General features: G+C 34.4%; 26 protein-coding genes and 3 pseudogenes. 6 read left to right on the forward strand and 23 right to left on the reverse strand.

Going from position 1 to position 25,517, the window contains the following annotated elements:
• Positions 1-45 precede the first annotated feature (45 nt).
• The gene (locus tag ACZ76X_RS02595; RefSeq protein WP_479849425.1) at positions 46-1,425 is read left to right on the forward strand and encodes a catalase; all 1,380 of its coding nucleotides are present in this window, start codon (positions 46-48) and stop codon (positions 1,423-1,425) included.
• A gap of 122 nt (positions 1,426-1,547) precedes the next feature.
• Here the strand turns inward: ACZ76X_RS02595 and ACZ76X_RS02600 are convergent, their stop codons facing one another.
• The 10 genes from ACZ76X_RS02600 to ACZ76X_RS02645 all read right to left on the reverse strand — a co-directional run bounded on the left by ACZ76X_RS02600 (position 1,548) and on the right by ACZ76X_RS02645 (position 10,892).
• Positions 1,548-2,075 (reverse strand): hypothetical protein, encoded by a 528-nt coding sequence (locus tag ACZ76X_RS02600; RefSeq protein ID WP_479849426.1) that lies wholly within the window; start codon positions 2,073-2,075, stop codon positions 1,548-1,550.
• Between the two features lie 112 nt (positions 2,076-2,187).
• On the reverse strand, positions 2,188-3,942 hold the full coding sequence (locus ACZ76X_RS02605) for an adenine deaminase C-terminal domain-containing protein (protein WP_479849427.1): 1,755 nt from the start codon (positions 3,940-3,942) through the stop codon (positions 2,188-2,190).
• A gap of 295 nt (positions 3,943-4,237) precedes the next feature.
• Positions 4,238-5,404, reverse strand: coding sequence for a serine hydrolase domain-containing protein (locus ACZ76X_RS02610; protein ID WP_479849428.1), 1,167 nt, complete (start codon positions 5,402-5,404; stop codon positions 4,238-4,240).
• Positions 5,405-5,634: 230 nt separating this feature from the next.
• Positions 5,635-6,141: a DUF3902 family protein gene (locus ACZ76X_RS02615; protein ID WP_479849429.1), complete on the reverse strand. Its 507-nt coding sequence runs from the start codon at positions 6,139-6,141 to the stop codon at positions 5,635-5,637.
• Positions 6,142-6,550: 409 nt separating this feature from the next.
• Positions 6,551-7,279 carry a signal peptidase II gene (locus tag ACZ76X_RS02620; RefSeq protein WP_479849430.1) on the reverse strand — a complete coding sequence of 243 codons (729 nt, stop codon included), beginning with the start codon at positions 7,277-7,279 and terminating at the stop codon, positions 6,551-6,553.
• 15 nt (positions 7,280-7,294) lie between these two features.
• Entirely contained in the window at positions 7,295-8,407 is a 1,113-nt protein-coding gene (locus ACZ76X_RS02625; RefSeq protein ID WP_479849431.1) for a DUF58 domain-containing protein, read from the reverse strand.
• Positions 8,404-9,336: an AAA family ATPase gene (locus tag ACZ76X_RS02630; protein WP_479849432.1), complete on the reverse strand. Its 933-nt coding sequence runs from the start codon at positions 9,334-9,336 to the stop codon at positions 8,404-8,406. The genes ACZ76X_RS02625 and ACZ76X_RS02630 overlap by 4 nt, the downstream gene beginning before the upstream one ends.
• A gap of 138 nt (positions 9,337-9,474) precedes the next feature.
• Positions 9,475-9,768, reverse strand: coding sequence for a putative quinol monooxygenase (locus tag ACZ76X_RS02635; protein ID WP_479849433.1), 294 nt, complete (start codon positions 9,766-9,768; stop codon positions 9,475-9,477).
• Positions 9,769-9,806: 38 nt separating this feature from the next.
• Positions 9,807-10,445, reverse strand: a complete 639-nt coding sequence (locus tag ACZ76X_RS02640) for a nitroreductase family protein (RefSeq protein ID WP_479849434.1) — start codon at positions 10,443-10,445, stop codon at positions 9,807-9,809.
• Positions 10,446-10,463: 18 nt separating this feature from the next.
• On the reverse strand, positions 10,464-10,892 hold the full coding sequence (locus tag ACZ76X_RS02645) for a MarR family winged helix-turn-helix transcriptional regulator (RefSeq protein WP_098670708.1): 429 nt from the start codon (positions 10,890-10,892) through the stop codon (positions 10,464-10,466).
• Positions 10,893-11,157: 265 nt separating this feature from the next.
• On the opposite strand from ACZ76X_RS02645, the gene ACZ76X_RS02650 reads away from it, so the two are divergent.
• The gene (locus tag ACZ76X_RS02650) at positions 11,158-13,101 is read left to right on the forward strand and encodes a GTP-binding protein (RefSeq protein ID WP_479849435.1); all 1,944 of its coding nucleotides are present in this window, start codon (positions 11,158-11,160) and stop codon (positions 13,099-13,101) included.
• Between the two features lie 47 nt (positions 13,102-13,148).
• On the opposite strand, the gene ACZ76X_RS02655 is transcribed toward ACZ76X_RS02650, so the two are convergent.
• Together ACZ76X_RS02655 and ACZ76X_RS02660 are read right to left on the reverse strand one after the other, a co-directional pair.
• A complete protein-coding gene (locus tag ACZ76X_RS02655) occupies positions 13,149-13,814 on the reverse strand; it encodes an alpha/beta hydrolase (protein ID WP_479849436.1) in 666 nt (221 codons plus the stop codon).
• Complete coding sequence (locus tag ACZ76X_RS02660) at positions 13,815-14,282, reverse strand: NUDIX hydrolase (RefSeq protein ID WP_479849437.1); 468 nt, start codon at positions 14,280-14,282, stop codon at positions 13,815-13,817.
• Between the two features lie 197 nt (positions 14,283-14,479).
• On the opposite strand from ACZ76X_RS02660, the pseudogene ACZ76X_RS02665 reads away from it, so the two are divergent.
• A pseudogene (locus tag ACZ76X_RS02665) lies at positions 14,480-14,548 on the forward strand (WGR domain-containing protein); the annotation flags it as partial.
• A gap of 94 nt (positions 14,549-14,642) precedes the next feature.
• On the opposite strand, the gene ACZ76X_RS02670 reads toward ACZ76X_RS02665, so the two are convergent.
• The 6 genes and pseudogenes from ACZ76X_RS02670 to ACZ76X_RS02695 form a co-directional block, all read right to left on the reverse strand.
• Positions 14,643-14,936 carry a YfzA family protein gene (locus ACZ76X_RS02670; RefSeq protein ID WP_263704825.1) on the reverse strand — a complete coding sequence of 98 codons (294 nt, stop codon included), beginning with the start codon at positions 14,934-14,936 and terminating at the stop codon, positions 14,643-14,645.
• A gap of 29 nt (positions 14,937-14,965) precedes the next feature.
• Complete coding sequence (locus ACZ76X_RS02675) at positions 14,966-15,583, reverse strand: ABC-2 transporter permease (protein ID WP_097915387.1); 618 nt, start codon at positions 15,581-15,583, stop codon at positions 14,966-14,968.
• On the reverse strand, positions 15,571-16,443 hold the full coding sequence (locus ACZ76X_RS02680; protein WP_088029876.1) for an ABC transporter ATP-binding protein: 873 nt from the start codon (positions 16,441-16,443) through the stop codon (positions 15,571-15,573). Before ACZ76X_RS02680 ends, ACZ76X_RS02675 begins: the two co-directional genes overlap by 13 nt.
• The gene (locus ACZ76X_RS02685) at positions 16,431-16,820 is read right to left on the reverse strand and encodes a GntR family transcriptional regulator (protein ID WP_001167593.1); all 390 of its coding nucleotides are present in this window, start codon (positions 16,818-16,820) and stop codon (positions 16,431-16,433) included. The genes ACZ76X_RS02680 and ACZ76X_RS02685 overlap by 13 nt, the downstream gene beginning before the upstream one ends.
• Before the next feature lie 455 nt (positions 16,821-17,275).
• Positions 17,276-17,365 (reverse strand): annotated as a pseudogene (locus ACZ76X_RS02690) (SMI1/KNR4 family protein); the annotation flags it as partial.
• Between the two features lie 41 nt (positions 17,366-17,406).
• Positions 17,407-18,432 carry an SDR family oxidoreductase gene (locus ACZ76X_RS02695; RefSeq protein WP_479849438.1) on the reverse strand — a complete coding sequence of 342 codons (1,026 nt, stop codon included), beginning with the start codon at positions 18,430-18,432 and terminating at the stop codon, positions 17,407-17,409.
• Between the two features lie 169 nt (positions 18,433-18,601).
• Here ACZ76X_RS02695 and ACZ76X_RS02700 point away from each other — a divergent pair, with 169 nt between their 5' ends.
• Positions 18,602-19,357: a CPBP family intramembrane glutamic endopeptidase gene (locus ACZ76X_RS02700; RefSeq protein ID WP_479849439.1), complete on the forward strand. Its 756-nt coding sequence runs from the start codon at positions 18,602-18,604 to the stop codon at positions 19,355-19,357.
• A gap of 202 nt (positions 19,358-19,559) precedes the next feature.
• Here ACZ76X_RS02700 and ACZ76X_RS02705 read toward each other — a convergent pair whose 3' ends face one another.
• The 4 genes and pseudogenes from ACZ76X_RS02705 to ACZ76X_RS02720 all read right to left on the reverse strand — a co-directional run bounded on the left by ACZ76X_RS02705 (position 19,560) and on the right by ACZ76X_RS02720 (position 22,359).
• Positions 19,560-20,501, reverse strand: a complete 942-nt coding sequence (locus ACZ76X_RS02705) for a serine hydrolase domain-containing protein (protein ID WP_479849440.1) — start codon at positions 20,499-20,501, stop codon at positions 19,560-19,562.
• A gap of 24 nt (positions 20,502-20,525) precedes the next feature.
• A complete protein-coding gene (locus tag ACZ76X_RS02710) occupies positions 20,526-21,416 on the reverse strand; it encodes an AraC family transcriptional regulator (protein ID WP_479849441.1) in 891 nt (296 codons plus the stop codon).
• A 48-nt stretch (positions 21,417-21,464) separates the two neighbouring features.
• Positions 21,465-21,934: pseudogene (locus ACZ76X_RS02715) on the reverse strand (GNAT family N-acetyltransferase).
• Positions 21,935-21,951: 17 nt separating this feature from the next.
• Positions 21,952-22,359: a DUF3980 domain-containing protein gene (locus tag ACZ76X_RS02720; RefSeq protein WP_479849442.1), complete on the reverse strand. Its 408-nt coding sequence runs from the start codon at positions 22,357-22,359 to the stop codon at positions 21,952-21,954.
• A gap of 96 nt (positions 22,360-22,455) precedes the next feature.
• On the opposite strand from ACZ76X_RS02720, the gene ACZ76X_RS02725 reads away from it, so the two are divergent.
• Positions 22,456-22,908 carry an NUDIX hydrolase gene (locus tag ACZ76X_RS02725; protein ID WP_479849443.1) on the forward strand — a complete coding sequence of 151 codons (453 nt, stop codon included), beginning with the start codon at positions 22,456-22,458 and terminating at the stop codon, positions 22,906-22,908.
• A gap of 33 nt (positions 22,909-22,941) precedes the next feature.
• Here the strand turns inward: ACZ76X_RS02725 and ACZ76X_RS02730 are convergent, their stop codons facing one another.
• Positions 22,942-23,853 carry a DMT family transporter gene (locus tag ACZ76X_RS02730; RefSeq protein ID WP_479849444.1) on the reverse strand — a complete coding sequence of 304 codons (912 nt, stop codon included), beginning with the start codon at positions 23,851-23,853 and terminating at the stop codon, positions 22,942-22,944.
• A gap of 124 nt (positions 23,854-23,977) precedes the next feature.
• Here ACZ76X_RS02730 and pdxR point away from each other — a divergent pair, with 124 nt between their 5' ends.
• The gene (gene pdxR / locus ACZ76X_RS02735) at positions 23,978-25,420 is read left to right on the forward strand and encodes a MocR-like pyridoxine biosynthesis transcription factor PdxR (protein ID WP_098022267.1); all 1,443 of its coding nucleotides are present in this window, start codon (positions 23,978-23,980) and stop codon (positions 25,418-25,420) included.
• Positions 25,421-25,517: the final 97 nt, after the last annotated feature.

Consider the following 25,517-nt stretch of genomic DNA (forward strand, 5'->3'; position numbering starts at 1 on the left):
TCATATTTAGTAACAATGGATAAAAAAGATTTGGAGGCTATATCGATGAATGAAAACTATGATAAACAAGGGCAATCTTTACTAGGGAATGACTTTAATGAAGATAGAGAACGTAATGAACAAGCTACACTTCACTCACAAACAGTTGGTTCACGTGGACCTGTTCTAGAGCAAGATAGTGTACTTCACGAGACTTTACAAGAATTTATTCACGAAAAAATTTTAGAAAGACCTGTTCATGTAAAAGGATTTGGTGCGTTCGGTTATTTTCAAACGATTTATCCAATGTCTGAACATACGAAACTAAATTTTTTACAACAGTCTAATGAGAAAGTTCCCGTTATGGTACGATTTTCATTAGCTGTTAGTACGAAAGGCACACCTGATACTTCTAGAAATGTACGCGGTTTTTCTACAAAGTTTTATACAAAGGAAGGCATTTTCGACCTTTTATGTAACCACATTCCTGTCTTTTCCGTTCGTGATCCGATGCGCTTCCCAGAAACGATTCACGCGTTATTACCTTCACCTAAAAATAACTTAATAGACCCTAATAGTTTTTGGAGCTTTGTCGCTAAAGCACCTGAATCCATTCATTTCGTTATTCATTTATATTCTGATACTGGTACGGCCAAAAGTCTTCGCCACATTCCGGGACATAGTGTTAATACATATGTTTGGAGAAATGCAGAAGGTAACCGAAAATATGTAAAGTATCATTGGTACCCATTTGAAGGTGTACAATTCATTACTAGTGAGGAAGCAATTAAACTGGGTGCTGAAAACCCTGATTATAGCGGGAAAGATTTATATGATGCAATCGCAAATGGTAAACCAGTGGAATACGGATTATACGTCCAGCTCATGGACCCAAAAGATGAAGAACATCTTTCTTATGACCCTTTAGATGATACAAAAGTATGGGATGAAAAGGTGTATCCTCTTATACCAGTCGGCAAAATGGTATTAAACAAAAATCCTGAAAATTATATGGAGCAAGTAGAAAAAGTCGCCTTCTCCCCTTCTAATTTACTAGACGGCGCAGAACTATCAGATGATAAAATGTTGCAAGGGCGGGCTAACATTTATAGTGATTCTCAAAGAAGAAGAATTGGACCTGAGTTCCGCAAATTAACGATTAACCAACAGCAAAATTGGACACCTGCTAAGCAAATAACAAGTGGTGATGGAAGATATGTTGAAGGTAAACTCGAAAGAACCTCTATAACGAAACAGGATGACTTTACGCAGCCTAGTGAATTTTATGCGAAGTTAAAACCGATAGAAAAAGAGCATCTTGCTAAAAACTTAGCTAGTGATATGAAAGTTATCTCCGATGATATTAGAAAGGTCGTTTTAGGGTATTTTCATAAAGTGTCTGCTGATTTAGCTGCAAAGATTGAGAGTGCGTTGCAAAAGATTTAAGCATATAAAAAACGTCATTTTAATGTTTAAAATGACGTTTTTTATAGAAAAATTACTAATAAAATCTATTGTCTCGTTTATAAATTATTAAAGATAGATTCTCCTGTAAGATTTTCTTTATTTCATTTTACATTATGGTACTCATTTCTCTTTTTCAAATAATCTTTTTCACATTGCAACGGCTTGAATTTCACTTTTTTCCCTTTCTTCTTTTTTGTTTCTATAACGATCCATTCCCCTTTTTCACTGTCTAGTTTTAGGCGTTTCATTACATTGATATTATCTTTTTCTTTATAAAGTAAAAATGCTTCTTGCGCACTCACAAATAAGCTAGGCTGCTCACTAAATCCACCACTATCATAAATTTTAGTTAGCGAATTATAATAAGAATCATTTTCCCTTCCACCATACATCAAATGAGCAGCCTCCAAATTTCTTTTACTAACTTCCAAAAAACTATGTTCATCAATATTTAAATTAAATGTGGATTTAATATCACTTATTATATTCTTCACATGCTTGTCATCTCGAATTTTCCTTTTTTCAAGACAATCAGAAGATAGCTCTGGTGCATCTGTTTGAGAATGTACCACTTGTTGAATAGATACACATAATATAAATACACTTAAAATATACAATATTTTTTTCATACTTACGTTTCACCTCAAGTAATTTAGATACTATATTATTTGAGGCTCACAATATTCTTATGCTAACAATGTAAAAGGCCCTATAGATTGGACTTTTATAGAGCCTTTCATATTAAAACTGCTTTATCAAATTCACTGGTGAAGCCAGTACCTTACTACTTTTCACATCATATAGTCCTATAGGCGTTACCCTTATAAAAGGCAAGTGCGTCGCAGAAAAGAATAAAATGGTAAATGCCGGATCGTCATACGCGTAACCACGCTCTTGGAGTAGTTTCACCACCTGTTTCTCTTCCTGTATTAAATCACTCATTTTTAAATTAGACATAATCCCGAGTAATGGTAATGCGATTTCGTGTAATATTTCATTCTTTTCAGCTATTACTATTCCCCCGCCAAGCTCTTTTACTCTATGAAAAGCTGTAAGCATATCTTCTTTATTCTTCCCAATAAGAATGATGTCACCGGTACCAGAATAAGAGCTAGCAAGACCTCCTAATTTATTTGCAAAGCCTTTCACAACTGTATTCACTCGCCACGCACCGTCACGAGCAATCATCATTAGGAAACACTCATCATGATTTTGAGAAAGTTCAACACGGTTTAAATCAATTTCAGTTGTGTATGGTTTTGTTATAACGTTATTTAATAATTGTATACCCATTTTATGAGAAAAAATCATATCCTCTTTTTCTATCGACCAGTCTAATAGTAATGGCGTTACTTTGAATTGATTCCAGTCTATTTGTACTGATTCATTTTTATTTATTCCGTCACGCTTCACCCATGTCCCTTTTGCAATTACGCTTATTGGAACCGGATTTTCTTTACTTTCCAAAATATTTATATTAGCAATTCTACCTGTCGCAATTGAACCATGTACATGTTCGATATTATAATAGCGAGCAATATTATAGCTTGCCATATGATAAGCATCTATTATTGGCACTCCTTGTTTTATCGCGGTAGCTATCATTACGTTTGTCATTCCATTTTCATAGAACGAAGGATGTGAGCCGTCTGTCGTAAGAATAAATCTATCAAACTGATTTACTCCTAGTTCCAGCAATTCTTTCAGTAAAACTTCTAAATCTGGGCGGATTGAAGAATTTCTTAGGGAAACTGTATAACCTTGCATAAGACGAGCGAAAGCTTCTTGCCCTGTCATTGCCTCATGATCACAATCTGTACCTAGCAGTTTTAATTTTGCTAAAGTCGTTTCAGATGCACCTGGAAAATGTCCTTCTACTTTTTTATGTAATCGTTTCGTTTCCTGCACCCAGTGTAACATTTCATCATCACCATGTAATAACTTTGGCCACGCTGTTAGCTCACCACCTTGAAGAACTGCTTTATGCTTTAGCCATTCTATTATTTCTTCACGATTAAATAAAGATTCCCCGTTTTGCAATTCAGTTTGTCCATCAAAACGACACCACCAATACATACTTGCTGGAATCTTTTCAAATTCATCTAATAAACGAAATGCTTCTTCACGTTGTAATGTGAAAAATAAAGTTAAATTATCATTAATAAACGTCGTCGTCCCAAATTTCATCGCATAATCCGCTAACGTTTCTGGATTATATAATTGATACGGATGTGCATGCGGTTCTATGTAGCCAGGAACTACATACTTCCCATCACAATCAATAACTTCACACTCTTGTAGTTGCGCTGGCAGTTTTTCTCCTACATATATAATACGATCATCATAAATCCAAATATTTGCTTGCATCCACTCGCGCATATAGGAATTTAAATATGTTGTATTCCTCAATAAAATGTGGGGACTTCTTTTGCCATCTATTACTTCAACATGTTCTCTTAATTGCTTGTCATCCCATCTAAACTGATTTTCTCCCATTGAATTTCACTCCACATCTAGTTACTATTATTTATTAAAATAAAAATAATTAACAAACTAAAGTATTATCCATTCATAACTCCCCTGTATACCCCCTATCCCCTTCATTATATGGAATGATTATAAAAATAACAATTTTCAGAATTTAAAACACACCTCTTTGATTAACAATAAAAAGGATGTCGTGTAACTGACATCCTTTTTATACTAAACTATACAATTGAATTACACTTGATGTCATACTAGAATGCTAATACTGTCCTTTAAAGCAGGAGCCTATTCGCATTCTATTCATCTATTTCTTAAATTCAATTTGCATCATTTTATTAAACTGTGTAAGAATATCAACCGGACCTAAAGAGTTTACATTGACAGCAAATGTATGCTTGCCTCCCATTACTCCGCCTGCAAAAGTCATATACCCAGGAATTGCTCCTCCGTGACCCCAAACTGAAACACCGTTTGGAAGTTTCGTCTCATATATTCCAAGCCCATATGCATCACCAACACCTTCTCCTTCTGTAGGAACTGTAGTGAGCATTTCTTTTAGCTCACGTTCTTTCAGTAACTTACCACCGAGTAAAGATGAAAAGAACTTATTTAAATCGTCCGCATTAGAAATCATATCCCCAGCTGAACTACCTATACTCGGATTATAATACGTTACGTCTTTCAGTTCACTCGTTCCGTCAATTTTCAAATACCCTCTAGCATGATTATTTCCTGGAATTACGGTTGAATTCCCTGGTAAAAATGTATTTGCCAAGTCTAGAGGTTCAATAATTCTCTTTTCTATTTCTTCCGCATAACTATTTCCGGTTATTTTTTCAATAAGCATTCCTAGTATTACGTATCCTGTGTTTGAATATGACCATCCCTTACCTGGTGAAAAATCTTGCGGATAAGAAAGTCCAATTTTCACTAATTCTTCAGCTGTATACGATTTTCTTGTATTCGTAAAGTCCGCATCTTTTGACTTTAAATATTCAGCTATACCACTTGTATGGTTCAAAAGTTGACGTATCGTAATTTGATTGCCATCATACCCATTCCCTTGTACGAGACCCGGTAACCATTTTTCAATTGGATCATCAAGTTGCAGGCGATTTTCTCCTACTAATTGAAGAACAGTCGTAGCAGTAAAAGTCTTCGTCACACTAGCAATCCGAAAGCGATAGTCCGATTTCATCGATTTCTTTGTACTTAAATCCGCGAAGCCAGCATTATAACTACTAATTTTTCCGTTATTATACGTCTTAGCTAGTACCCCGGGTGCTCCAATTTGGATGGTTTCCTGCATGACTCGTTTCCACCCATTCCGATTCTTTTGATCATGTGCTTGTGACGAATTAGAAATATTTTGAGTAGATTCTGCTTTCACAGTAAAACCTGGTGTGAATAAAGTAGTACTCGCTATTAAAACTGCCAAACTTCCTAACTTTATTGAAGTACATTTTTTCATAAGGTTCTCTCCCCTATCCATATCGTATTGATTCAAGCTATACTTTCATCCTAAATGATAAAACTCTCTTTTTTCTTATCCATTCCTTACGAAATACTTACTTTCAAAATTAGACGACTAGATGGGAAAAAGAAATGTATGAGAATAAAAAAAGAACGTGTTCTCTATTTATGAAAACTCGTTCTTTTACATATTTAAAACCCTATATCAACTTTTTAGTTCATTCACTTTTACCATCCTGCACTAGCGTTCATTCCATTTCCAATAATAGTAAGTAGTAATGGCCACAGCACTGGTGCTAACGTAAGAAATAAATTTAGCAGTATAAGTATTCTATATCTCCCAGGAATATTATAATTTTTACGATTAACAAATAATACAAAAACTAACAATATTATGGTCGTTACAAACAAAAGTAACACTAACAACCAATACCAAACCATTAAACTGAGACTCCATGGCTGTAATAGCTCGTGTACAATACCAAAGGTGATTCCCAATACTGCAAAACTAAAGGTAGTAACTGTTGCTTTGATAAACAATATACTTAATTTTTTATCGTATGCATACTTACAATATAAATCTATTAACGCGTATAAAGATAAAAATGCCATTAATACACCTACCCAAGACAATAACCAGTCTCCGCCTTCTCTAACTATCATAAACAGAAACCAACACATCCCTGCTGCAGAAAAAATAAAGGAAAGGAGTATGTTTTTCAATACCGGTTTCATTCTATTTTCACACCCTTACAAAAATTTAAACATAAAGTGAAACTTTAATCAGTGTGGGGGTTTTTCATCCCCCACTGATTATTAGCCTTCACCAATCGGACTTTAATGGGCAGCCCGACCCCACCTAACTTCTTTGCTTTCGCTGAATTTTGAGGTGGGGTCTTACTGCCCATTAAAGCGGGATAAATAATAATTTTTTATTTACATGCTACTCGTAATTGTTTTATCTCTTTTTCATTCTATATTGATGTAGTGAAGATAACCCCACAAAAAATTCAACGAGCAATATTCTACTAAGGCAACCTTTTTCCATTGGTATCAATATAAAAAAGCAAGTATACATTACCATATAATTAAATATAAGTAAACAAAATTAATTTACAGTTAATTTTGTTTACTTATATTAATGTCATCCTTTCCCGTCCTGCTCTATCCATCGTACAGCCTTCTCTACGTCTAACTCCGTATACGTCTTCTCTCCATAACGGACAGATTCATATATCGGAATAATATCTCGCGTTCTACAAATTCTGCTTAACCATTGCTGCATCGTTTCATAGGATCTTCGCTGTTCGTGAAATGGTAAAGTTCTTTCCCATTCAACTAACGTTTTCCTTATCGTGTCTTTAGGTAACGGCTGTTCAAACTGCTGCTTCACTTTCTTGTTCTTTTCGGTTCTATCCGTATTTTCTTTTGTTATCGATTGTTTATCCTGTTTTATTTCTGATTTCTTTGCCTTTTTCCTCCTTAATTTATAAAAAGCATATAAAATGACCACTGCAATAACTACATAAAAAACGACACTAATCCATGAATTTGAAAGAACAGAAAACACATCAGTCCATGAATTTTTTCGTACAAAAAGTGGAATTTCCCTATCTATTTTTGTTCTTGTATCTACAACTCCTGTTTCTTCATCTATAATTCTTTCAGGTTCATCAAACTGTGCGTCTACAGTAGTAAAATCATAATTTCTTTCCGATATTGTCTCCGTCTTACTAGAAAAAAGCCCTTTTACTATGTCTTGTACATACACCACACCTTGTGATAAAGTTATTGCACTAATTGTAAAAAAAAGTAGGATTAAAGCTCTTACACCCCACAATTTCACTTTCATATGTCTCTCTTTATTAGCCATGACATAAACCCCTTCTTATTCTTTAATTACAACCCATTTATTTGTTCTGCTGTATTTCCTTGGGGAAGTACCAAGAATTAAAGGAACTGCATCCAATTCTTTTCGACGAAAGCCTGCTGTGTAAAAATAAGTAGAAGATACAGGGGTATCTTGATCCGATATTGAGGCAAGTACTTTTAATACATTTTGCAAATGTTTCCGGTTATGACCGTTCTTAATATGCAATAATCCATTGTCTTTTACGCTATTGATCCATACTTCAAATGAACAGTTTTGTATGAGCAATTGTTTACATATGCCTGCCGTTAATTCAATGAGTTCCTCTGTATCTTTTCGCAAAGAAATACCGCTTTTATTTTGCAAGTTGAGATATATCGCATATTTATCTGATTGTGTTCGCTCGTACTTTTTCGCGGTTATCGTCCCTGTTTTCGCTGTTGCACTCCAGTGGATAGAACGAAAATCTTCATTTTCATACGACTTCACTCCCATTACTTTCGTTTCATCATATAAGGGTGATGACATCGCTTTTCGAAATCCTCGTGACCATTCTTGTAATTCAGGAACTTGCATTTCCGGAACAGCTGGTAAAACTAAATAGGATGGCGTTTCAACTTGTTTATAATATGTTATATGGTTCGTTATGAATCCAAAGGAATCAGTAATGACAATTTCAACTTCTTCCCATTTCGCAATTCCTCTTTTTACAGCTACAGCTTGCAAATCAAATGAAACTGACTCTCTTCCTTTTAAATGTAAATTCATATAATAATTTGAACCTGTATTCGTATTTTTGTTTATTTCACGATGATTCCAAGTTAGCTTATTTTCACATTTAAATCGAAATACGATATTGAAAATAGGAAATATCGACTTGTTTGAAATTTTCATTTTGCACTCATTCGTTTCACCTATAAAAACGTTTGAATTCCCTTGACTGTATTCCCATTCAACACGAGATACTTTACGTATGTACACATGCATCGCACCTATTAAAATTACATACAAAAATACGAGTGATAATATAAGTAAATTACTTGAAAATACACATAAAATAACGGCTACAACTGACATAACTCCCATTACGAGAGGCTCCGCTAAAGGTGTATACACAAGTTGTTGATTCATCGTACATTCTCCACCGGCACATTAATCGTATGAAGAATTTCTTTCATGATTTGTTCTTTCGTCGTTTTCATCTCCCCTTCAATCGTTAACGTTAAACGATGAGCACAAACGGATGCAGCAAGCGTCTTAATATCATCTGGCGTACAGTAATCTCTTTCATTTAATATTGCCCGAGCTTGCATTGCTCTCATAAACGCCAACGTCCCCCGCGGGCTTACACCAATTTCAATTAGCTCATGCTTTCGCGTTGCTTCAATGATTTCAAGAAGATAATCTTGTACATCATTTCCTACTAACACTTCTCTTGCGCGCTTTCGCATCATAATAATTTCTTCACTTGAAATAATAGAATGTAACGTTTCTAATGGATCATTCGTTTGAAAACGATTCATCATTTCCTTTTCTGCTTCTCTCGTAGGATAACCTTGACGAATTGTAAGTAAAAATCGGTCTAATTGAGCATCTGGTAACGGAAATGTTCCCGCTGATTCGAGTGGATTTTGCGTTGCAATTACTAAAAAAGGTTCTGGTAATGAATGTGTTTGTTTCGCAATCGTAACCGTACGTTCTTCCATCACTTCCAGTAGCGAGGATTGTGTTCTCGGTACAGCTCGATTAATTTCATCCACTAATACTATATTTGCAAAAATAGGACCTAACCTCGTTTTAAATTCCGATTCCTTCACATCAAAATATTCGAGACCAATAACATCTCCAGGCAAAGTATCCGCTGTGAATTGAATTCTTTGAAATTTAACGTCTACACTTTTAGCCAAACTTTTCGCTAATGTTGTTTTCCCCGTCCCAGGTACATCTTCTAATAAAATATGCCCTCTTGCTATAAGAGCTATAACTGCCAGTTCAATTGATTCATCTTTTCCTATAATAACTTTCGAAATATTGTTAGTAATCTTCTTTAGTGTGCTCATATATTTACCTCCTGTTTTTGTTTGTTCAGAAAATTAAGATTTTTTCCAAATTATAACACATCACAGTAAAAGTAAATATATTCCTATCAAAATAAAAAAATACCCCTAGCAACAAGCTAAGGATATCTTTTTACCATATTATTTTACTAACTCTCCATTATAAACTTTTATATCAAGTGGAGCAGTTAAAAATTGTTTTGCTTTGCTAACGAAAGATGTGAAGTGTTCACTCGTATTATGACTCGCAACTGCTGCTTCATCTTTCCATACTTCTACCATCGTATATACATTTTCATTTTCTGTATCTTTATAAAGGTCATACGAAATATTTCCACTTTCTCCTCTTGAACTATGAATGAGCGGACGAATTTCTTCTAAAAATGATTGTTGTTTTGCTGGGTCTACTTGAAATATTGCGTGAATAATAATCATGGTGTTTCCCCTCTCATATTCCACTTTTTTCTTTGAAATTACTTCCACTCTGCAACTTTTTCAATTGGAAGACGAACTGATTGGTAACCACTGTCAGCAGCTTTTCCGATTGAGATTAACATAACTGGTACGTGACGTTCTTTATCTAATCCGAAAGCTTCTGCGATTTGGTCTTTTTCAAATCCGCCAATTGGGCAAGTGTCATAACCGTGAGCACGAGCTGCTAGCATAAATTGCATTGCTACAAGGCCACCGTCAATTAATACTGTATCTTTCATGACTTCTGGTGTAACCATTGAGAAGTAAGCTGAAAGTTGTTTCATTTGATCTTCTTTTACTTCTGCTGGCATTAAACCGCGCTCTACTGCTGTACCGTAAATTTCTTCTGCGTTATCAAAGTTGTTTAAATCACCGAATAAAGCGATCATTGCTGAAGATGTTTCTACTTGAGATTGATTGAATTTTGCAAGTGGCGCTAGTGTTGCTTTCGCTTCGTCACTTTCAATCACTAAAAATCTCCATGGTTGCATGTTTACAGATGATGGTGCAAGTGTTGCTTCTGTAAGAATTTCTGTCATTTCTTCTTTGCTAATTTTCACTGATGTGTCGTATTTACGAATTGAACGACGTCCTGTTAAAATTTCGTTAAAATCATTTGTTTTTACTGAGTTAGTCATAGTTGTATTCTCCCTTTTTTATAATTCTTTTATATTTTCTTGAATGTGATTTAACATATTTAAAAGATTATCGCGTTCTTCTTCATTTAATCCTTTAAATGCTGAAGCTGCAAAACGTTCTTTTTCCTCTTGAAACGCCTGAATTTTATTTCGTCCCTCTTCAGTAAGAGAAACTAACGTAATTCTGTTATCGTCTGGATTTTTACGTCTTACTATCATTTCATTTGCTTCTAGCTGTTTTAAATGCCTTGTAATTGCGGCATTATCAATATTCACTTCTTGTTGAAGTGCTTTTTGACTAATTTCACCTACTTCATATAACTGAAGTATAAGCTCTAATCGAGACTGGCTCATACCCGTACACCCTTCAAACTTCGAACTTACTTCTTTATTTAGAAAGTGTAATTTATATAAAATAATCGCTTCTTTTGAGCATGAACTTGTCAAACTATCCCTCCTTTACATACAAAACAAAAAACGTTTGATGTATCAATATTTGATATGTCAATTAATATAATCTATATCGATTTAGAATGCAAGCATTTTGTTTTTAATTTATTTTTTCCAAATTAAGGCGCTTTGTCGCGTTACAAATAATGTTAATTGCACTATAATAATACTAATTTAAAGAACTGGAGAGTGATTGTAATGCGGCAATACACAAATAGAAATGAGGAAATAAAAATGAAAAATGAAATGAGGATATTCATAAATGACAACAATAAATATAGGGATTGTCGCGCACGTAGACGCTGGCAAGACGAGTTTGACTGAGCGTATTCTTTATGAAACGAATGTGATTCAAGAAGTTGGCCGAGTTGATAGCGGAAGTACGCAAACTGACTCAATGGAATTAGAAAGGAAGCGCGGAATTACGATTAAAGCATCTGTCGTTTCTTTTTGTATCAATGACTTAAAAGTAAATGTTATTGACACACCTGGACACGCTGATTTTATCGCTGAAGTGGAGCGTTCATTCCGCGTTTTAGACGGTGCAATTTTAGTTATTTCTGCTGTTGAAGGTGTGCAAGCACAAACAAAAATTTTAATGCGCACATTACAGAAATTAAACATACCAACAATAATATTCGTAAATAAAATTGATCGTAGTGGTGCAAATACTGAAAAAGTTGTAAAGCAAATAAAAAAGATTCTTTCAAATGAAACGTTCCCCTTCCACTCTGCTCTAAACGAAGGAACGAAAGATGCCCATATTATTGCATACAAATCATATGACGATTGTATGGAACTGTTAGCACCATATAATGAATCGTTACTTGCGTCATATGTAAATGATGAAATCGTACCGAACGTATTATTAAGAGAAGAACTTGAAAAACAAATACAGCAAGCAAGTGTGTACCCAATCTTTTTCGGTTCAGCTATGACAGGTATAGGAGTAACTGAACTACTTGAAAAACTTCCGGCCCTAATTCCTGCTCATAAATCAACACAAGATGAAACATTATCCGGTGTTGTGTTTAAAATTGAACGGGAATCTTCTGGGGAAAAGATTGCATATGTGAGAGTTTTTTCTGGCTGTTTACACGTTAGAAAATATGTTGATATACAGCGTGGGGAAACTCTAGCACATAAAGAAAAGATTAAGAAAATATGCCTATTTGATAACGGAAATGTTGTTCAATCTTCTATCGTTCCTAGCGGAGAATTTTGCAAAATATGGGGACTGAATGATGTTAAAATTGGTGATATTATCGGTGAACGGACTGATTATATAAAAGACATTCACTTTGCCGAACCACAAATGGAAGCTGCTATTGAAGCATTACCAAAAGAACGAATTCATGATTTATACGCTGCACTTATGGAACTATGCGAAGAAGATCCACTCATTACAGTGTGGAAAGATAATGTTCATAATGAACTATATATTCGCCTTTTCGGTGAAGTACAAAAAGAAGTAATTGAAGTAACACTTTTTGAGAAATATAATTTGCAAGTTACTTTCTCAAATACGCGGGTTGTATGTATCGAGAAACCAATTGGCATAGGTAATAGCGTTGAAGTAATGGGCGAAAAAGCGAATCCATTTTACGCAACAATTGGCTTTAAAACCGAACGTGGTGAACTTAATTCTGGAATAACATATAAGCTAGGTGTTGAACTTGGATCACTTCCATTAGCATTTCATAAAGCAATTGAAGATACAGTATTTCAAACATTAAAACAAGGTTTGTACGGATGGGAAGTTACGGACATTATCGTCACGTTAACCCATACTGGTTATGCTAGTCCTGTTACAACAGCGAGTGACTTTAGAAACTTAACACCACTCGTTTTAATGAATGCTTTAAAGCAGGCTGAAACATGTGTATATGAACCAGTAAACGAGTTTGAATTGACTGTACCGGAACATGCAATTAGTACTGCAATGTATAAACTAGCTGCTATTCCAGCAAATTTTAGCGAGCCTATATTCAATAATGACTCCTACCATTTAACAGGATCGCTACCTGTTGCGAAAACGGAGAACTTTAAGCGAATGCTCCATGCATTCACTGAAGGAGAAGGCATTTTTACAACGAAGCCTTCTGGTTACAAAAAACTAAAGGCTCCCTTCCCTACTCGAAAACGTGTCGATTATAATCCGCTGAATCGTAAGGATTATTTACTTCATGTGCTTAGGGCTTATTAAAGTAAAAGAGGTGCAAATTGCACCTCTTTTTTGTATGTATTGATAGGTTAGTTTGTCCTAATAACTTCTTTAAGTTTTTCTATTATATTTGCTATCGCCCCAATTGAATTCTCTGTTTCAAATTCTCCAACATTTACAGAATGATTTGCATTTTTGACAACTTCAATTTGTAAATTCGTTTTATATAACTGATTGATTTGATCTGCATTATAATGGTGATCTTTATCTCCAATTACTAATAACCCTTCATGACGACTATGTAAAATCCACTCAAAAATGGAATCAAAAGTTAGTAAAGGTGTAAGTAGTATCATTTTTGACTGTAAAAAATCTTCTCTCTTCATTAAATCATTTGCAATCGGAATGGTTCCGAGTGATTTCCCTAAAAACATAGTATCGTTATATTGCTTACCTTTTAATACTTCTTTCATTATAGGATTAATATCATCCATCATTATTTTTGTTAATTCCTTCATTGGTTTATTCATTACTTGTTCGTCATAAGAATAATGAATGTGTACTACATCTATTTTATTTTCGAGCATAAGCATCGTCGCGTAATAAAATAACGGCTTATCGTAATTGTATCCTGAGCCTGAGAACATAAAGCAAACCATACTGGAACCTTTTTCAATATGTGTATATGGAATTACTTTTCCGTCTATATGAATCTCTTTTTTTGTTCCCTTCACCGTTTTCCCCTCCGCGTACATTTACTTTTGTAAAACGATATGCTCTGTATGAACGAATACATCCTTTACTTTCTCTTTTATAAATACTGGTTGTAAGTTATATGCATGTAACTCATCTACAGACACCCACTTAAACTTGTATGTTCTATCCTCTTCATTCAAAATATATTGATCCGCTCCATTCGCGGGTAATTCCTTTAGTTCTACTTCATAATAAAAACTAATTTCATGAAACTTTCGTTCAGAAAGTGTAAAGAAATTTTCTACCGACCATATTAATCTCTTCACCTCAATAGGAACGGCTAACTCTTCAGCAAGCTCTCGTTTTAACGCATCTTCACTATTTTCTAACATTTTTACTCTTCCGCCTGGTACATACCAAAAATCTTCACCGTCACCTTGCAGAATGAGTATGTTATTATTATGTTTACAAATTGCTCCGACGCGGTAGTTAAAACATGTTTTCTCTACTTTAAACGTTAGATCCACACCATTTCCCCCTATATTTCATTTAAAAATCGCTATAAAACTATTATGTATGTGCTGTACAAATAAGATTACTAAATTTTCCTATTCTATTCAATAAGTTTCGAACTTTCCGATAATTAGACTTACCCTTTATCATTACAGGTATATACATATGATACAATCACAGGGCACACTAGAAAAACATTATGGGGGTACGAATGGAAACGTTATTAATCCAGCAAACTGAGAAATCAAATAAGTGTTGGAAAATCGTTGTGAAAGATAGAGTAAAACTCCAATAAGTGGTGTTTTTCTCTTTCCCCTGTTGTTTTTAAATATCGTTAAGACATTATTAAAAAAGATGCAAGGTCAACTTATGTGCTAATTAATTTTTTTTCTAGAAAAAGCGTCTTTTATTACACTTGTTAATATATTTAGGAATAGTAAAATAGCCATAACTACCGTTAATACGTTAAATTGCTTTGTTTTATAAGGAGCGAACCATTCCGTAAAGAACTCTGAATTAACGAGACGCTCCCCAACTCCTCCTTCCTTGAAATTCGGTATCCACGAATTCATATCAAGGATGATAAAAATTAGTTGCATAACGAAAAATGCTCCAAGAGTTTTCAGCCAATTTCGTATTCGAATAGGACGCCATTTTTTTGATGTCATTTAAATGATCCTCCTTTTAGAACTTGCTATTAAAGAGCCTTGTTCTGATAGATACGAATAGATAATATCCAAGAAACCCCATAGCACCCTACTGCAATGACAGCAAATATAAGAAATAATTTCAAATCTGAAATCTCTTTTAAAAAGGTCAGTACGCCATTAGCATATTTATTTAACAAATATGGAGTATTTCGCATTAAATATATAACTCCAATAGATAAAAATATAAAAACTGGTACAAGTGTTTTCACTTTAAATGCAACAAAAAATGGGATGTAAAATGCAGTAATCAACATGACTGCCAAGAAGCCTAGGATGTAACTTTCTAAGGAAAGCTGAAATTCCATGCTGTCTAAAATGAAATATTTTCCAATCAAACAAAATGGAATGATTACTATTGTAAAAAATAAGGTTCCAACGTATTTTGAACTAATAATTTCCTTCCTAGTATATGGTAATGAGTTTACTAAAATATTAGCATTATCTTTATCATCAGATTGATATGTGTTAATTACAAAAACGGCACTACAAATGATTATGACATATGCTACATCCATGCCGGCCCACAAATAGGTAACTAAAAATAAGAGATAAGCAGGTAAAAAGTTTTTTTGTAAAATCAAATCCTTTTTAATTAAATTAAGCATCTTGACTCCCCCTTTTTCATGAAATACATAATATCCTCTAAACTTGGTTTTTCAATCACCACTTCTTTATTAAATAAAGTTTCGATAGAATTTACATTTTCAATCAATCCCTCGAAACCTGTATTTGCCTTACATACAGATATAAATTCACGCTCAGTTTCAAAATCTAACATATCTAGCGGTCCTTTGACCAAAATATAATCTTCTGCAATGGCATAAATATCTTTTGTAAAAATATGCTTCCCATTTTGAATAAATGTAATATAATCGGCAATGCGGTCTAAATCCGTTGTAATATGAGATGAGAAAAAGATAGTTTTCTCACCATCCTGCATAATATTTTGTAAAACATCCAATAATTCTCTTCTAAATACCGGATCGAGTCCGGAAGTAGGCTCATCCATAATAATTAGTTCAGCATGATGTGAAAGGGCAATTGCAAGAGAGGCTTTCATTTTCATTCCTTTGGAGAATGTTTTCATTTTTTTATTTAATGGTAATTCGAACAGATCTTTATAATATGTAAATTGGTTAAAATCCCATTTTTTATAAGCAGGCGCAATAATTTTAGTAATTTCCTTTAATGTGAGTTCATCATAAAACACATTATCGTCATAAACGAAACCAATTCTTTCTTTAATTCGCTTCGCATCAGTTGAATAGTTCATGCCAAATAAGGAGACATTTCCACTATCCGGGTTCATTAAATTCATAATCATTTTAATCGTTGTAGATTTACCTGATCCATTTCCCCCAATAAAACCCGTAACAAATCCTTTTTTTACTTCCATCGAAAAATTTTTAATTTGAAATCCTTTAAAAGATTTACTGACATTTTGAAGTTCTATTACGTTTTCCAAGAGTTTTCCTCCTCGTATAAAATTGTAAGCATTTCTTTTAGATCATTTAAAGAAACATCCATTTGTTTAGCATTTTGAATCGCTTCACACAACTTTTCTTCAACTGTCTTTAATTTTTTTTCTTTCATAGTTTCAATATTTTGTTCTGCTACAAAGGACCCCCTTCCGACAATTGAATAAATAAAACCGTCTTTTTCCAGTTCTTCATATGCTCTTTTCGTTGTAATAATACTTACTCTTAAATCTTTTGCTAACTGACGCATTGAAGGAAGAGCATCTCCTTGCTTTAAATCACCTAGTAAAATAAGTTTTTTTATTTGGACGCCAATTTGTTCATAAATAGGTTCCTTTGAAGTGTTCGTAATAACGATTTGCATGCAAATACCTCTTTTTAAAAATATTGTATATATACTTTATATACAATATATACTATCGCACATTGTAAATCAACAGAAAATTTCCAAAATATAGTCACAAACATAATCTAATAATAAATGTAATTCATACAACTTATTTATACGGGGCTTCCTCGTATTTGCTCGATTTTGAGGTGGAGGTCTTACTGCTATCTAATACGCTATAAAGACTACGTTGTGTTTTACGGAGAAATTGGCACAGCTGGTAATGTGAAAGAAAAAGAGTTTGAAACAGAAGAACAATCTGAGGAAGTTGATATCAAGTTAGACTGGAATGAAGATGACGAAGAAGGATAAAAAAGATGTTTCCTAAGTTATGGGACATGTATGGGGAAGAATCGATAGTGTGATAGATTTGTTAATTGCCAAAAACGCCTTGTTTCTTTCGTAACAAGGCGTTTTTCATGATACTATGTTTAAATTGTTATCTTCCCACTTTCCCACCACTTCATGAAAGTTTCTAACGAAGGAGCAACCCAAGTTCTACTATCATTTTCATGATTCCATCTTATGTGCAATCAAGTATATTCAAAGGGCTCATATAAATTTATTGATACCACTTTTCTAACAAATCTTTCTCTCTCTCGCCTGAAATACCTGCTTTTAATTCCCATTCGTCCACACTCTTTACCCACTCATACACATCTGTAACTGTATGTTCCAACCTTCTAAAAGTAAGCCCTTCTTTCACAGCACTATCTATACTAATAGAAAAACCACCTTTCCACGGCTTCGTCTCACCTTCTAATGAAAAAGTTTCTGGAAGCCATAGTGGCATCTCTGTCCAAGGCTGTACTTTATGTTCATTCATAAATGATTCATCTACCCAAACGAATGCGGCATCACTATTTGTAACCTTTTTACACGTATTTAATAGCTCTTCCATCGTCAATTCATAACTTGGACCTGTTACATTGAATATACCTGCTTTATTGTTTTCTGCCATGTTTAGTCCCCAGTTGGCGACGTCTTTTATATCCACTACCTGCACTGGGCGGTCTTTTCTTCCTGGAACTAACACTTCTCCTCCCTTTGCTACACGCCCAATCCAGTATGGAAGCCGGTCTGTATAATCATACATACCTGAAAGAAGTCCTGCTCTTACGTGTAGAGCACGCCCCGGCCAATACTTCTCTACTTCTTTTTCACACAATACTTTCAACGCACCATAATACTCATAAGGAGAAACTTCACCATTCTCCACATCCTTTATTTGATCACCCGTTGGTTCGGGTTGTAATATATAATTTTCTTTTATATGATGCGGAATCCAATCTTTGTATACGGAAAGACTTGAAATGAATATATAATGCTTTATATTATCCCGTAACACTTCTCCAACATTTCTAATGTGATGCGGAGAAAATCCACACGTGTCGACTACCGCATCCCATTTGCGATTTACTAAACTTGAAACATCATCATTTCTGTCACCGATTAACTGCTCTACTTCAGGAAAAATTTCTTTATTTGTTCCACGATTAAATAATGTAACTTCATTCCCTCTTTTTAAAGCCTCTTCTACAAAAGCTCTTCCTAAAAATCGCGTACCACCTAGAATTAAAATTTTCATGGTTCTCCCCCATTCGTGATTGAAAATCCTTTCTTTTGTTAAACGATTTTTTGTTGTGAAAAGTTACGGGGTTAGTCTAACTTTTTCTACAAGTTCAACATATGTAATTTCCATTTCATATATAATTAAAATATCGGATATTTGATTAATCACTTATACATGTAAGTAGGTGAACAATATGAATAGAAACATAGTTTATCATTCAACATTATGTATGTATTGCCTCACATCGCTTGTATATATCATCTTACTGAACATAGAAAATGGTCGCAATTATTTAGGGTTTACGATGGTTGTTCCGCTTTTTGCTGTTATTTTATATCAGAAATTATATAAGAAACAAAAAATAGTTCATACATTTGGAATTTCACGTCCAAAAATAAGAACTTTGATTTTCTCCATTTTATTCCCAATACTTCTAGGGCTATGTCTGCATTTCTTTTTTTATATTTATAATATAAAATTCTTATTTAATCATTGTAATGAATTAGGATTTCTCCTACTCATTGGTCTTACAATTGCTGCTTTGTCTGCATTTTTAGAAGAAATCATATGGCGTGGAAATTTTCATTACCATTTACGAAAAAAATATTCATTAAAACAAACAGCAATCATTACTGCATCGCTTTGGTCTTTATGGCATTTACCAGTATCAATCTTTTATAAAAACTATGAATTATGGTTTGTAGGTATATTAAGCTATCTCTCGTTATTATTTATATTATCTATAATTTTGACGTATACGAGAGAGTATAGCCATTCTGTGATAACACCTGCAATTTTACATGGCATGTTTAATGTATTTTATTTAACAGATGGAGTAGAAACAAGATGGGATATTAGCCTAATGGAATTAATTAAATTTATCTTGCTGGTAATTGTGTTTGGCATGATGTATCTTATACAGCAAAAAGTTAAAAAATAGTTAACAATAAAAAACATTTCATTTTTATGTATCTTAATAATTAGCTCATTAAGTACTTCAACCCCTATTCGATAATCGTATAGGGGTTGAAGTTTTATAATTTTAGTTGCACAACTTGGTTAATACAACACTTTTTTCTATCATAGAGAATAAAACAAGTTTAACTAAACCTTTTATTCTTATTTTTATAAAAATAACCATATTAATCGTTTAAATAAGGAAATATGGATTCTTTAATTAACTTCCATCTATCCCCTGCATTCGGTATGACTTCAGAAGCAATCGCCACCACCAGTTCCTTCTCTGGTATGCAGCAAATCACATTCCCACCATCGCCCATTGCACAGTATGAAAAGATTCCATCCTCTTCTCGTAACCACCATAAGTAACCATATTGATTTTGGTTCATTGTTGTCGATTCTTTTATCCATGATTTTGCTAATATTTGTTTTCCCTTATAAATACCTTCATTCAAATACAGCTGTCCAAACTTAGCCATATCTTTAACGGTTAACGTTAGTCCCCAGCCGCCCGTCGAAATACCATTTGGATCATGAACCCATCCCTTTACATCTTTTCCAAATAAGTCATCAAATCCAAATGCTTTCATATTGTAGTTTGGAATTTCTCTCATGCTAAGTGGCTGAAATAAGTATTCATTCGCAAATTCACGCACGCTTTTTCCTGTTGCGCTCGTTATGATTGCTGGTAGTACATGAGCTCCTGCAGATGAGTATTTAAAAGATCCGATTTCTCCACCATTCCCCATTCTATTAAGTGTATACTGTACCCAGTCCTCTTGCGTACATAATTCTTCTAACGGTTCCTGCCAGTCTACGAAAGGATGTGGAGCTGTCATCGTAAGAAGATGCCCTACTGTTATTTCAGGTGAATGAACGTTATATTCCGGGAAAAATTCTATTACTTTTTGATCAACACTTTTTATATACCCTTTATCTACACATAGTCCAATTAAGGCAGAAATAATCGTTTTTGTGACTGATGCTATATGAAATGCATCATCTGGACCGTGACCGTTATAATATTTTTCAAAAATAACATTACCTCTCTGCACTACTAACATACCATTAATATTTTTGTATTCTTCTTTTATAATCTGATCTAACTTTTCAGCGATTTTCATTATTCATTCCCCTTTAATCCATGATTAAAAAGGTTCGATAGGTACATATATATCAACTATATGTTTATTTTCCGGGTGCTGCTTTGGGTCATTTTTATACATTTCAAAAGGATATGAATCTCTCGGCTTATATCCGCTATTTGGAAGCCATTCACCGTATAAGAAATCCCATGCTCCTTTATATTCATCTTGGAATAATTCAAAATGACCTACCGCATACTTTCCAGAAGGTATTACCATTATTCCAATGTCGTTCGTTTCTACTGCGGACTCATTCGGAATTGTTATGCACAAACTAGTTCTTAAATGATTGTCCTCAGTAAATTCATGATGATCGTGGTAAATGGTTAATACTTTCGTATCCTCAAATACATAATAGTTTTCCTCCGCTGCGTAATGAAATAATTTCTCTATCATTTTTGGAAAAGCTATCGTTAATTCTTCATATGTACCGATATGTCTTATGTATGCGACGTTTATATTATCCGCTGTTACAATTTCAACATTTCCTCGAACCTTCTTACATTCATTGTATTGAGAAGGTTCACCTACGTCTTTGCAATTCTTGCTATTATCGTTTCGATATTGCGACGGACTTACACCGTAATAATTTTTAAATGTACGGGAGAAAACTGCTGAATCTGTGAATCCGAAGTGGTACGCAATATCTGTAATTGTCATATCCAAACGGTATGTAAGTAAATTTGTTGCTCTTTCTAATTTTAATCGGTTTACATACCGTGATAATGGCTCGTCTACTATACCTTTAAAAATACGATGAAAATGAAACTTTGAAAATCCTGCTACATCCGCTAGCTTTTCAATTGAAAGTGGATCATCTATGTGTAATTCTATATAATCTTGCACTTTATAAATGCGGCGTAAGTATTCATTTCTACTTTGTTTACTCTCCATATTTTTATCTCCTCACAATAAAAAGGCTAACGTTAAGCTAGCCTAATTTTACACATTTTTCAAAAATAATACTCTACTACCGCCGTTCCCATCATAATTTGTATGTACCGATACACCCTCTACCTCATCATCCCCAGCCTCAATTCGAAAACCAATTTCTTGATGAAACTGTATCGACTTTTTGTTAATTGGTGAAGTAATTGCTTTTACAATCTTACGATTATTTGCACGCGCAACATCAAAGAAGTAAGAATACAATGTCGATGCGATTCCTCTTCTTCTATACTTCGGATTTACACCGATAAAGTGAACGTATGCTTCATCTTTATATGTTTGTGAAAAAATCCACATAAGAAACCTAACGTTTCTCCATCTTCTTCAATGATAAAACTTGTTTGTTGAAAATGAACGAAAAACAGTTTTGGTAACATGTCAGCCATGTCTCTCCCGCCCCACCAATCATTTAAAACTGAATGAATCTTTACATAATCTTCCCCTTGGATGTTTCTTACTCGCATATGTTTCTCCCTCTCACTCACTTCATTTTTTCATAAATTTTAATGACGGTTTCTACTAATAGAATGAATACCCATATCCCGCAAAATACAAGTACAGACTGGAATATAGAACCTAGCATAACTATACTTATTAAACCTAATTCTGATCCTGAATTTGATATTTCATCAAACCCCATATTATGTATAAATGGACCGGTTGAAAAAGCCATTAAAATTGATCCTATTAAATAAATCACACTCATTATTTTTAATATTTTTATAGAAAGATACGAAGTTTGTTCTTGCTCCACTTGTGATAATTCGATTTCTCCGTTCTCAATTCCTTTTTGTAAACAATCTTCACATAGAAATTCTTCCTTAATTTTTTTACCACCGTGCATCGTACCTGTTATTTCTTTACATCTTGAACATTTTCGATTTATCATGTTGTTACCACTCCAATCTATTAAGATTATATTTATATAATTCTATTTTTACCTTAATACCCCTTTTATGTATTTTATAGAGAAAGGTCGTGTTTTATGATTTCAAAACTCACGTTTGGCTCGAAAAAACGTACCGTTCATTATGTATTAAGACCTAGTTGTTATGCGATTATTTTTCATTCCTCTTCTTCAAAGATTGCTGTTATCCAAAAAGGAGACCGTTATTTTTTACCTGGTGGCGGTATGGAAGGTAATGAAACAAAAGAAGAATGTTTGCACCGTGAACTACTAGAGGAATTAGGATGGGAAATTGAAATTGGTCAGTATATCGGTAATGCGGCACGATATTTTTATGCGGAGAAGGAAGATACATATTATTTAAACGATGGGTTCTTTTATATTGCAAACATGGTGCAGAAACAAACTACAAACTGTGAGGAGGATCATGTTTTACGATGGATGCCTCCCCTACTTGCTATAGAACTTTTCATTCACGATCATCAAAAATGGGCTGTTGAACAAGCCCTTTTATTACGAAAACAAAAATGATCTCCTTCTATATGAAAGAGATCATTTTTACCCTTAACTTACTTTTTTCAAATTGAGAGCTGGCTTTTTGATTCCACCTTTTTTTACAACATATAAGCCGATAAAGATTATAAGCCCGCCAACGAGCTGCATCATATTAATTTGCTCCCCAATTGTTACTGCCGCAAAGATAACTGCGAATAATGGTACGAGATACATATAAACCATTACTTTCGTTGAGCCTATTCTACTAATACCGACATACCACATTGCTAGTCCGAAGATGGTCGCAAAAATGATTGAATATGCTAATGATCCCCAGCTTGGCGTATCTACTGGCCACGTTAAAGAATTTACGTTGAATAAACAGTATATTACGAGAGGTACAATTCCAATTAAAGTAGACCATGATGTGACTCTCATTGCGGAGTATTTTGTAATAAGAGGTTGCGCTAATATTGGATACCATCCCCACGCAATTGCTGCGACTAATCCAATTACATTTCCGAGCCAAGCATATTCGTAAGTAGCTCCTCCTGTATGCCCTGTCAATAAAACGAATGCTGCACCAATAAACGCTACTATTGAACCAATTTGTACTTTCATCGAAAAACGTTCTTGTTTGTGCAATACTGCTAATATCCCTGTAAAAATAGGTGACATCGCAATTAATAATGAGGCGTTCGTTGCTGAAGTATATTTCACAGATAGCATAAACATCGTTTGATACATTGCCGTACCAACGATACCGACTGCTACTAATCGTAACCAATCTTTTCTTTCAATACGTAATGAGCGTTCCATTAAAAATGTAATAAGTAATAATACCGGAGATGCTACTAAAAATCGTAAACTATTAAATTGAATGGATGACATATATGCCACACCATACTTTCCTATTGTATAATTTGCTCCCCATACTAATGCTACTGATACTAGGAGCCATTCCATTTGCCATCTTTTCATCCGAATCTCCCCTTCCATATTTAGCATAGTAAAATTGGCTGGATATAACACCGTCCAATTGGCTGTTTTTTTACCCAGCCAATTTGTTATACTGAATGTATATAAGAGATGCGGAGGCGTTTGTATGGAATGGAAGCTAGATAACGACAGTAAAATCCCCATTTATCAGCAAGTTGTTGACTTTATTGAGAAACGTATTACATACGGAGAACTACCTCCAGGAAGCTTCCTACCTTCCGAACGGAAATTAGCTACGCAGTTAAATGTAAACCGTAGTACAGTAACGACTGCTTATAATGAGTTACGTGCTATGGGAATTGTAGAAAGTACGACTGGTAAAGGGACACGTGTAAGTACACATATGTGGGGTGTTTCTCCAACATTAACGCCGAACTGGAGAAATTTCGTAGAAGGTGGAACTTTCTTACCAAACTTACCGTTACTTCGCCATATTCGTGCGGAAGTACAACAAAATGAAAATATTATTGATTTCGCAAATGGAGAACTCGGTTGTAACCTCTATCCTCACGATCAACTACAAACGATTTTACGAGAACAACCGTTAACACACTCATTAAGTTACGATCATCCACAAGGCTATCTCCCGCTAAGACAAGCGGTCGTAAAATATATGAAGGAATATTTAAAAGTGGAAGCGACTGAGCAGTCTATTATGATTACTTCTGGCGCACAGCAAGCACTTCACCTTATCGTGCAATGTTTATTAAATCCAGGTGATGCAGTCGCTTTCGAAAGTCCTTCACACTGTTATTCCTTACCGCTATTCCAATCAGCAGGTATTCGTATTTTCCCGTTACCTGTCGATGAAAATGGTATTAATCCAGATGATGTGCAAGAATTATATAGAAAGCATCGGATTAAAATGATCTTTTTAAATCCAAACTTCCAAAATCCTACGGGAACAATGCTGCATCCAAACCGGAGAAAAAAACTGTTATCACTTTGCGCAGACTTACGAATTGCAATTGTGGAAGATGATCCGTCTAGTTTACTTACGCTAGAAAAGAAACAACCTTGTCCTACTTTAAAATCAATTGATGAAAATGGAACTGTCATTTATGTACATTCCTTATCAAAAATGATTGCACCAGGCTTACGAGTCGGCTGGCTTGTCGCCCCGCAGTCTGTAGTAGAACGGTTATCCGACGCAAGGCACCAAATGGAATTAGGTATGAGCATTTTCCCGCAGTGGCTTATGCAGCAATTTTTCGAAACTGTACCATTTCAATCTCATATCGTACCGTTACGAAAACAACTAGCAGAAAAAAGAGACGTTATCGTTCGCGCCCTAAACGAGCAACTTCACGATAAAATCTCTTTTTCTAATCCTACTGGTGGTATATACATATGGGGAAAATTAAAAGAACCGATAAACGAAAAACAACTTATTATGCAAAGTTTAAAACAAGAAATCGCATTTATGCCGGGTAGTATTTTCGGTGCCAAAGATGGTTATATTCGTTTATCTTATGGAAAAGTAAATATTGATCAAATTGAGGAAGGTATTTCTCGTTTGCGTGAGGCTATTTTAGTTTGTGAAAAATAACTTTACATAAAGCTCTATCGTTTGACAAAAGAAAAATCTACCATTATTATCAACACGAACCTAGTTATCCCGCATTAACGGGCAATAAAACTCCCAC

This window comes from Bacillus sp. BC05(2025), assembly GCF_056725905.1.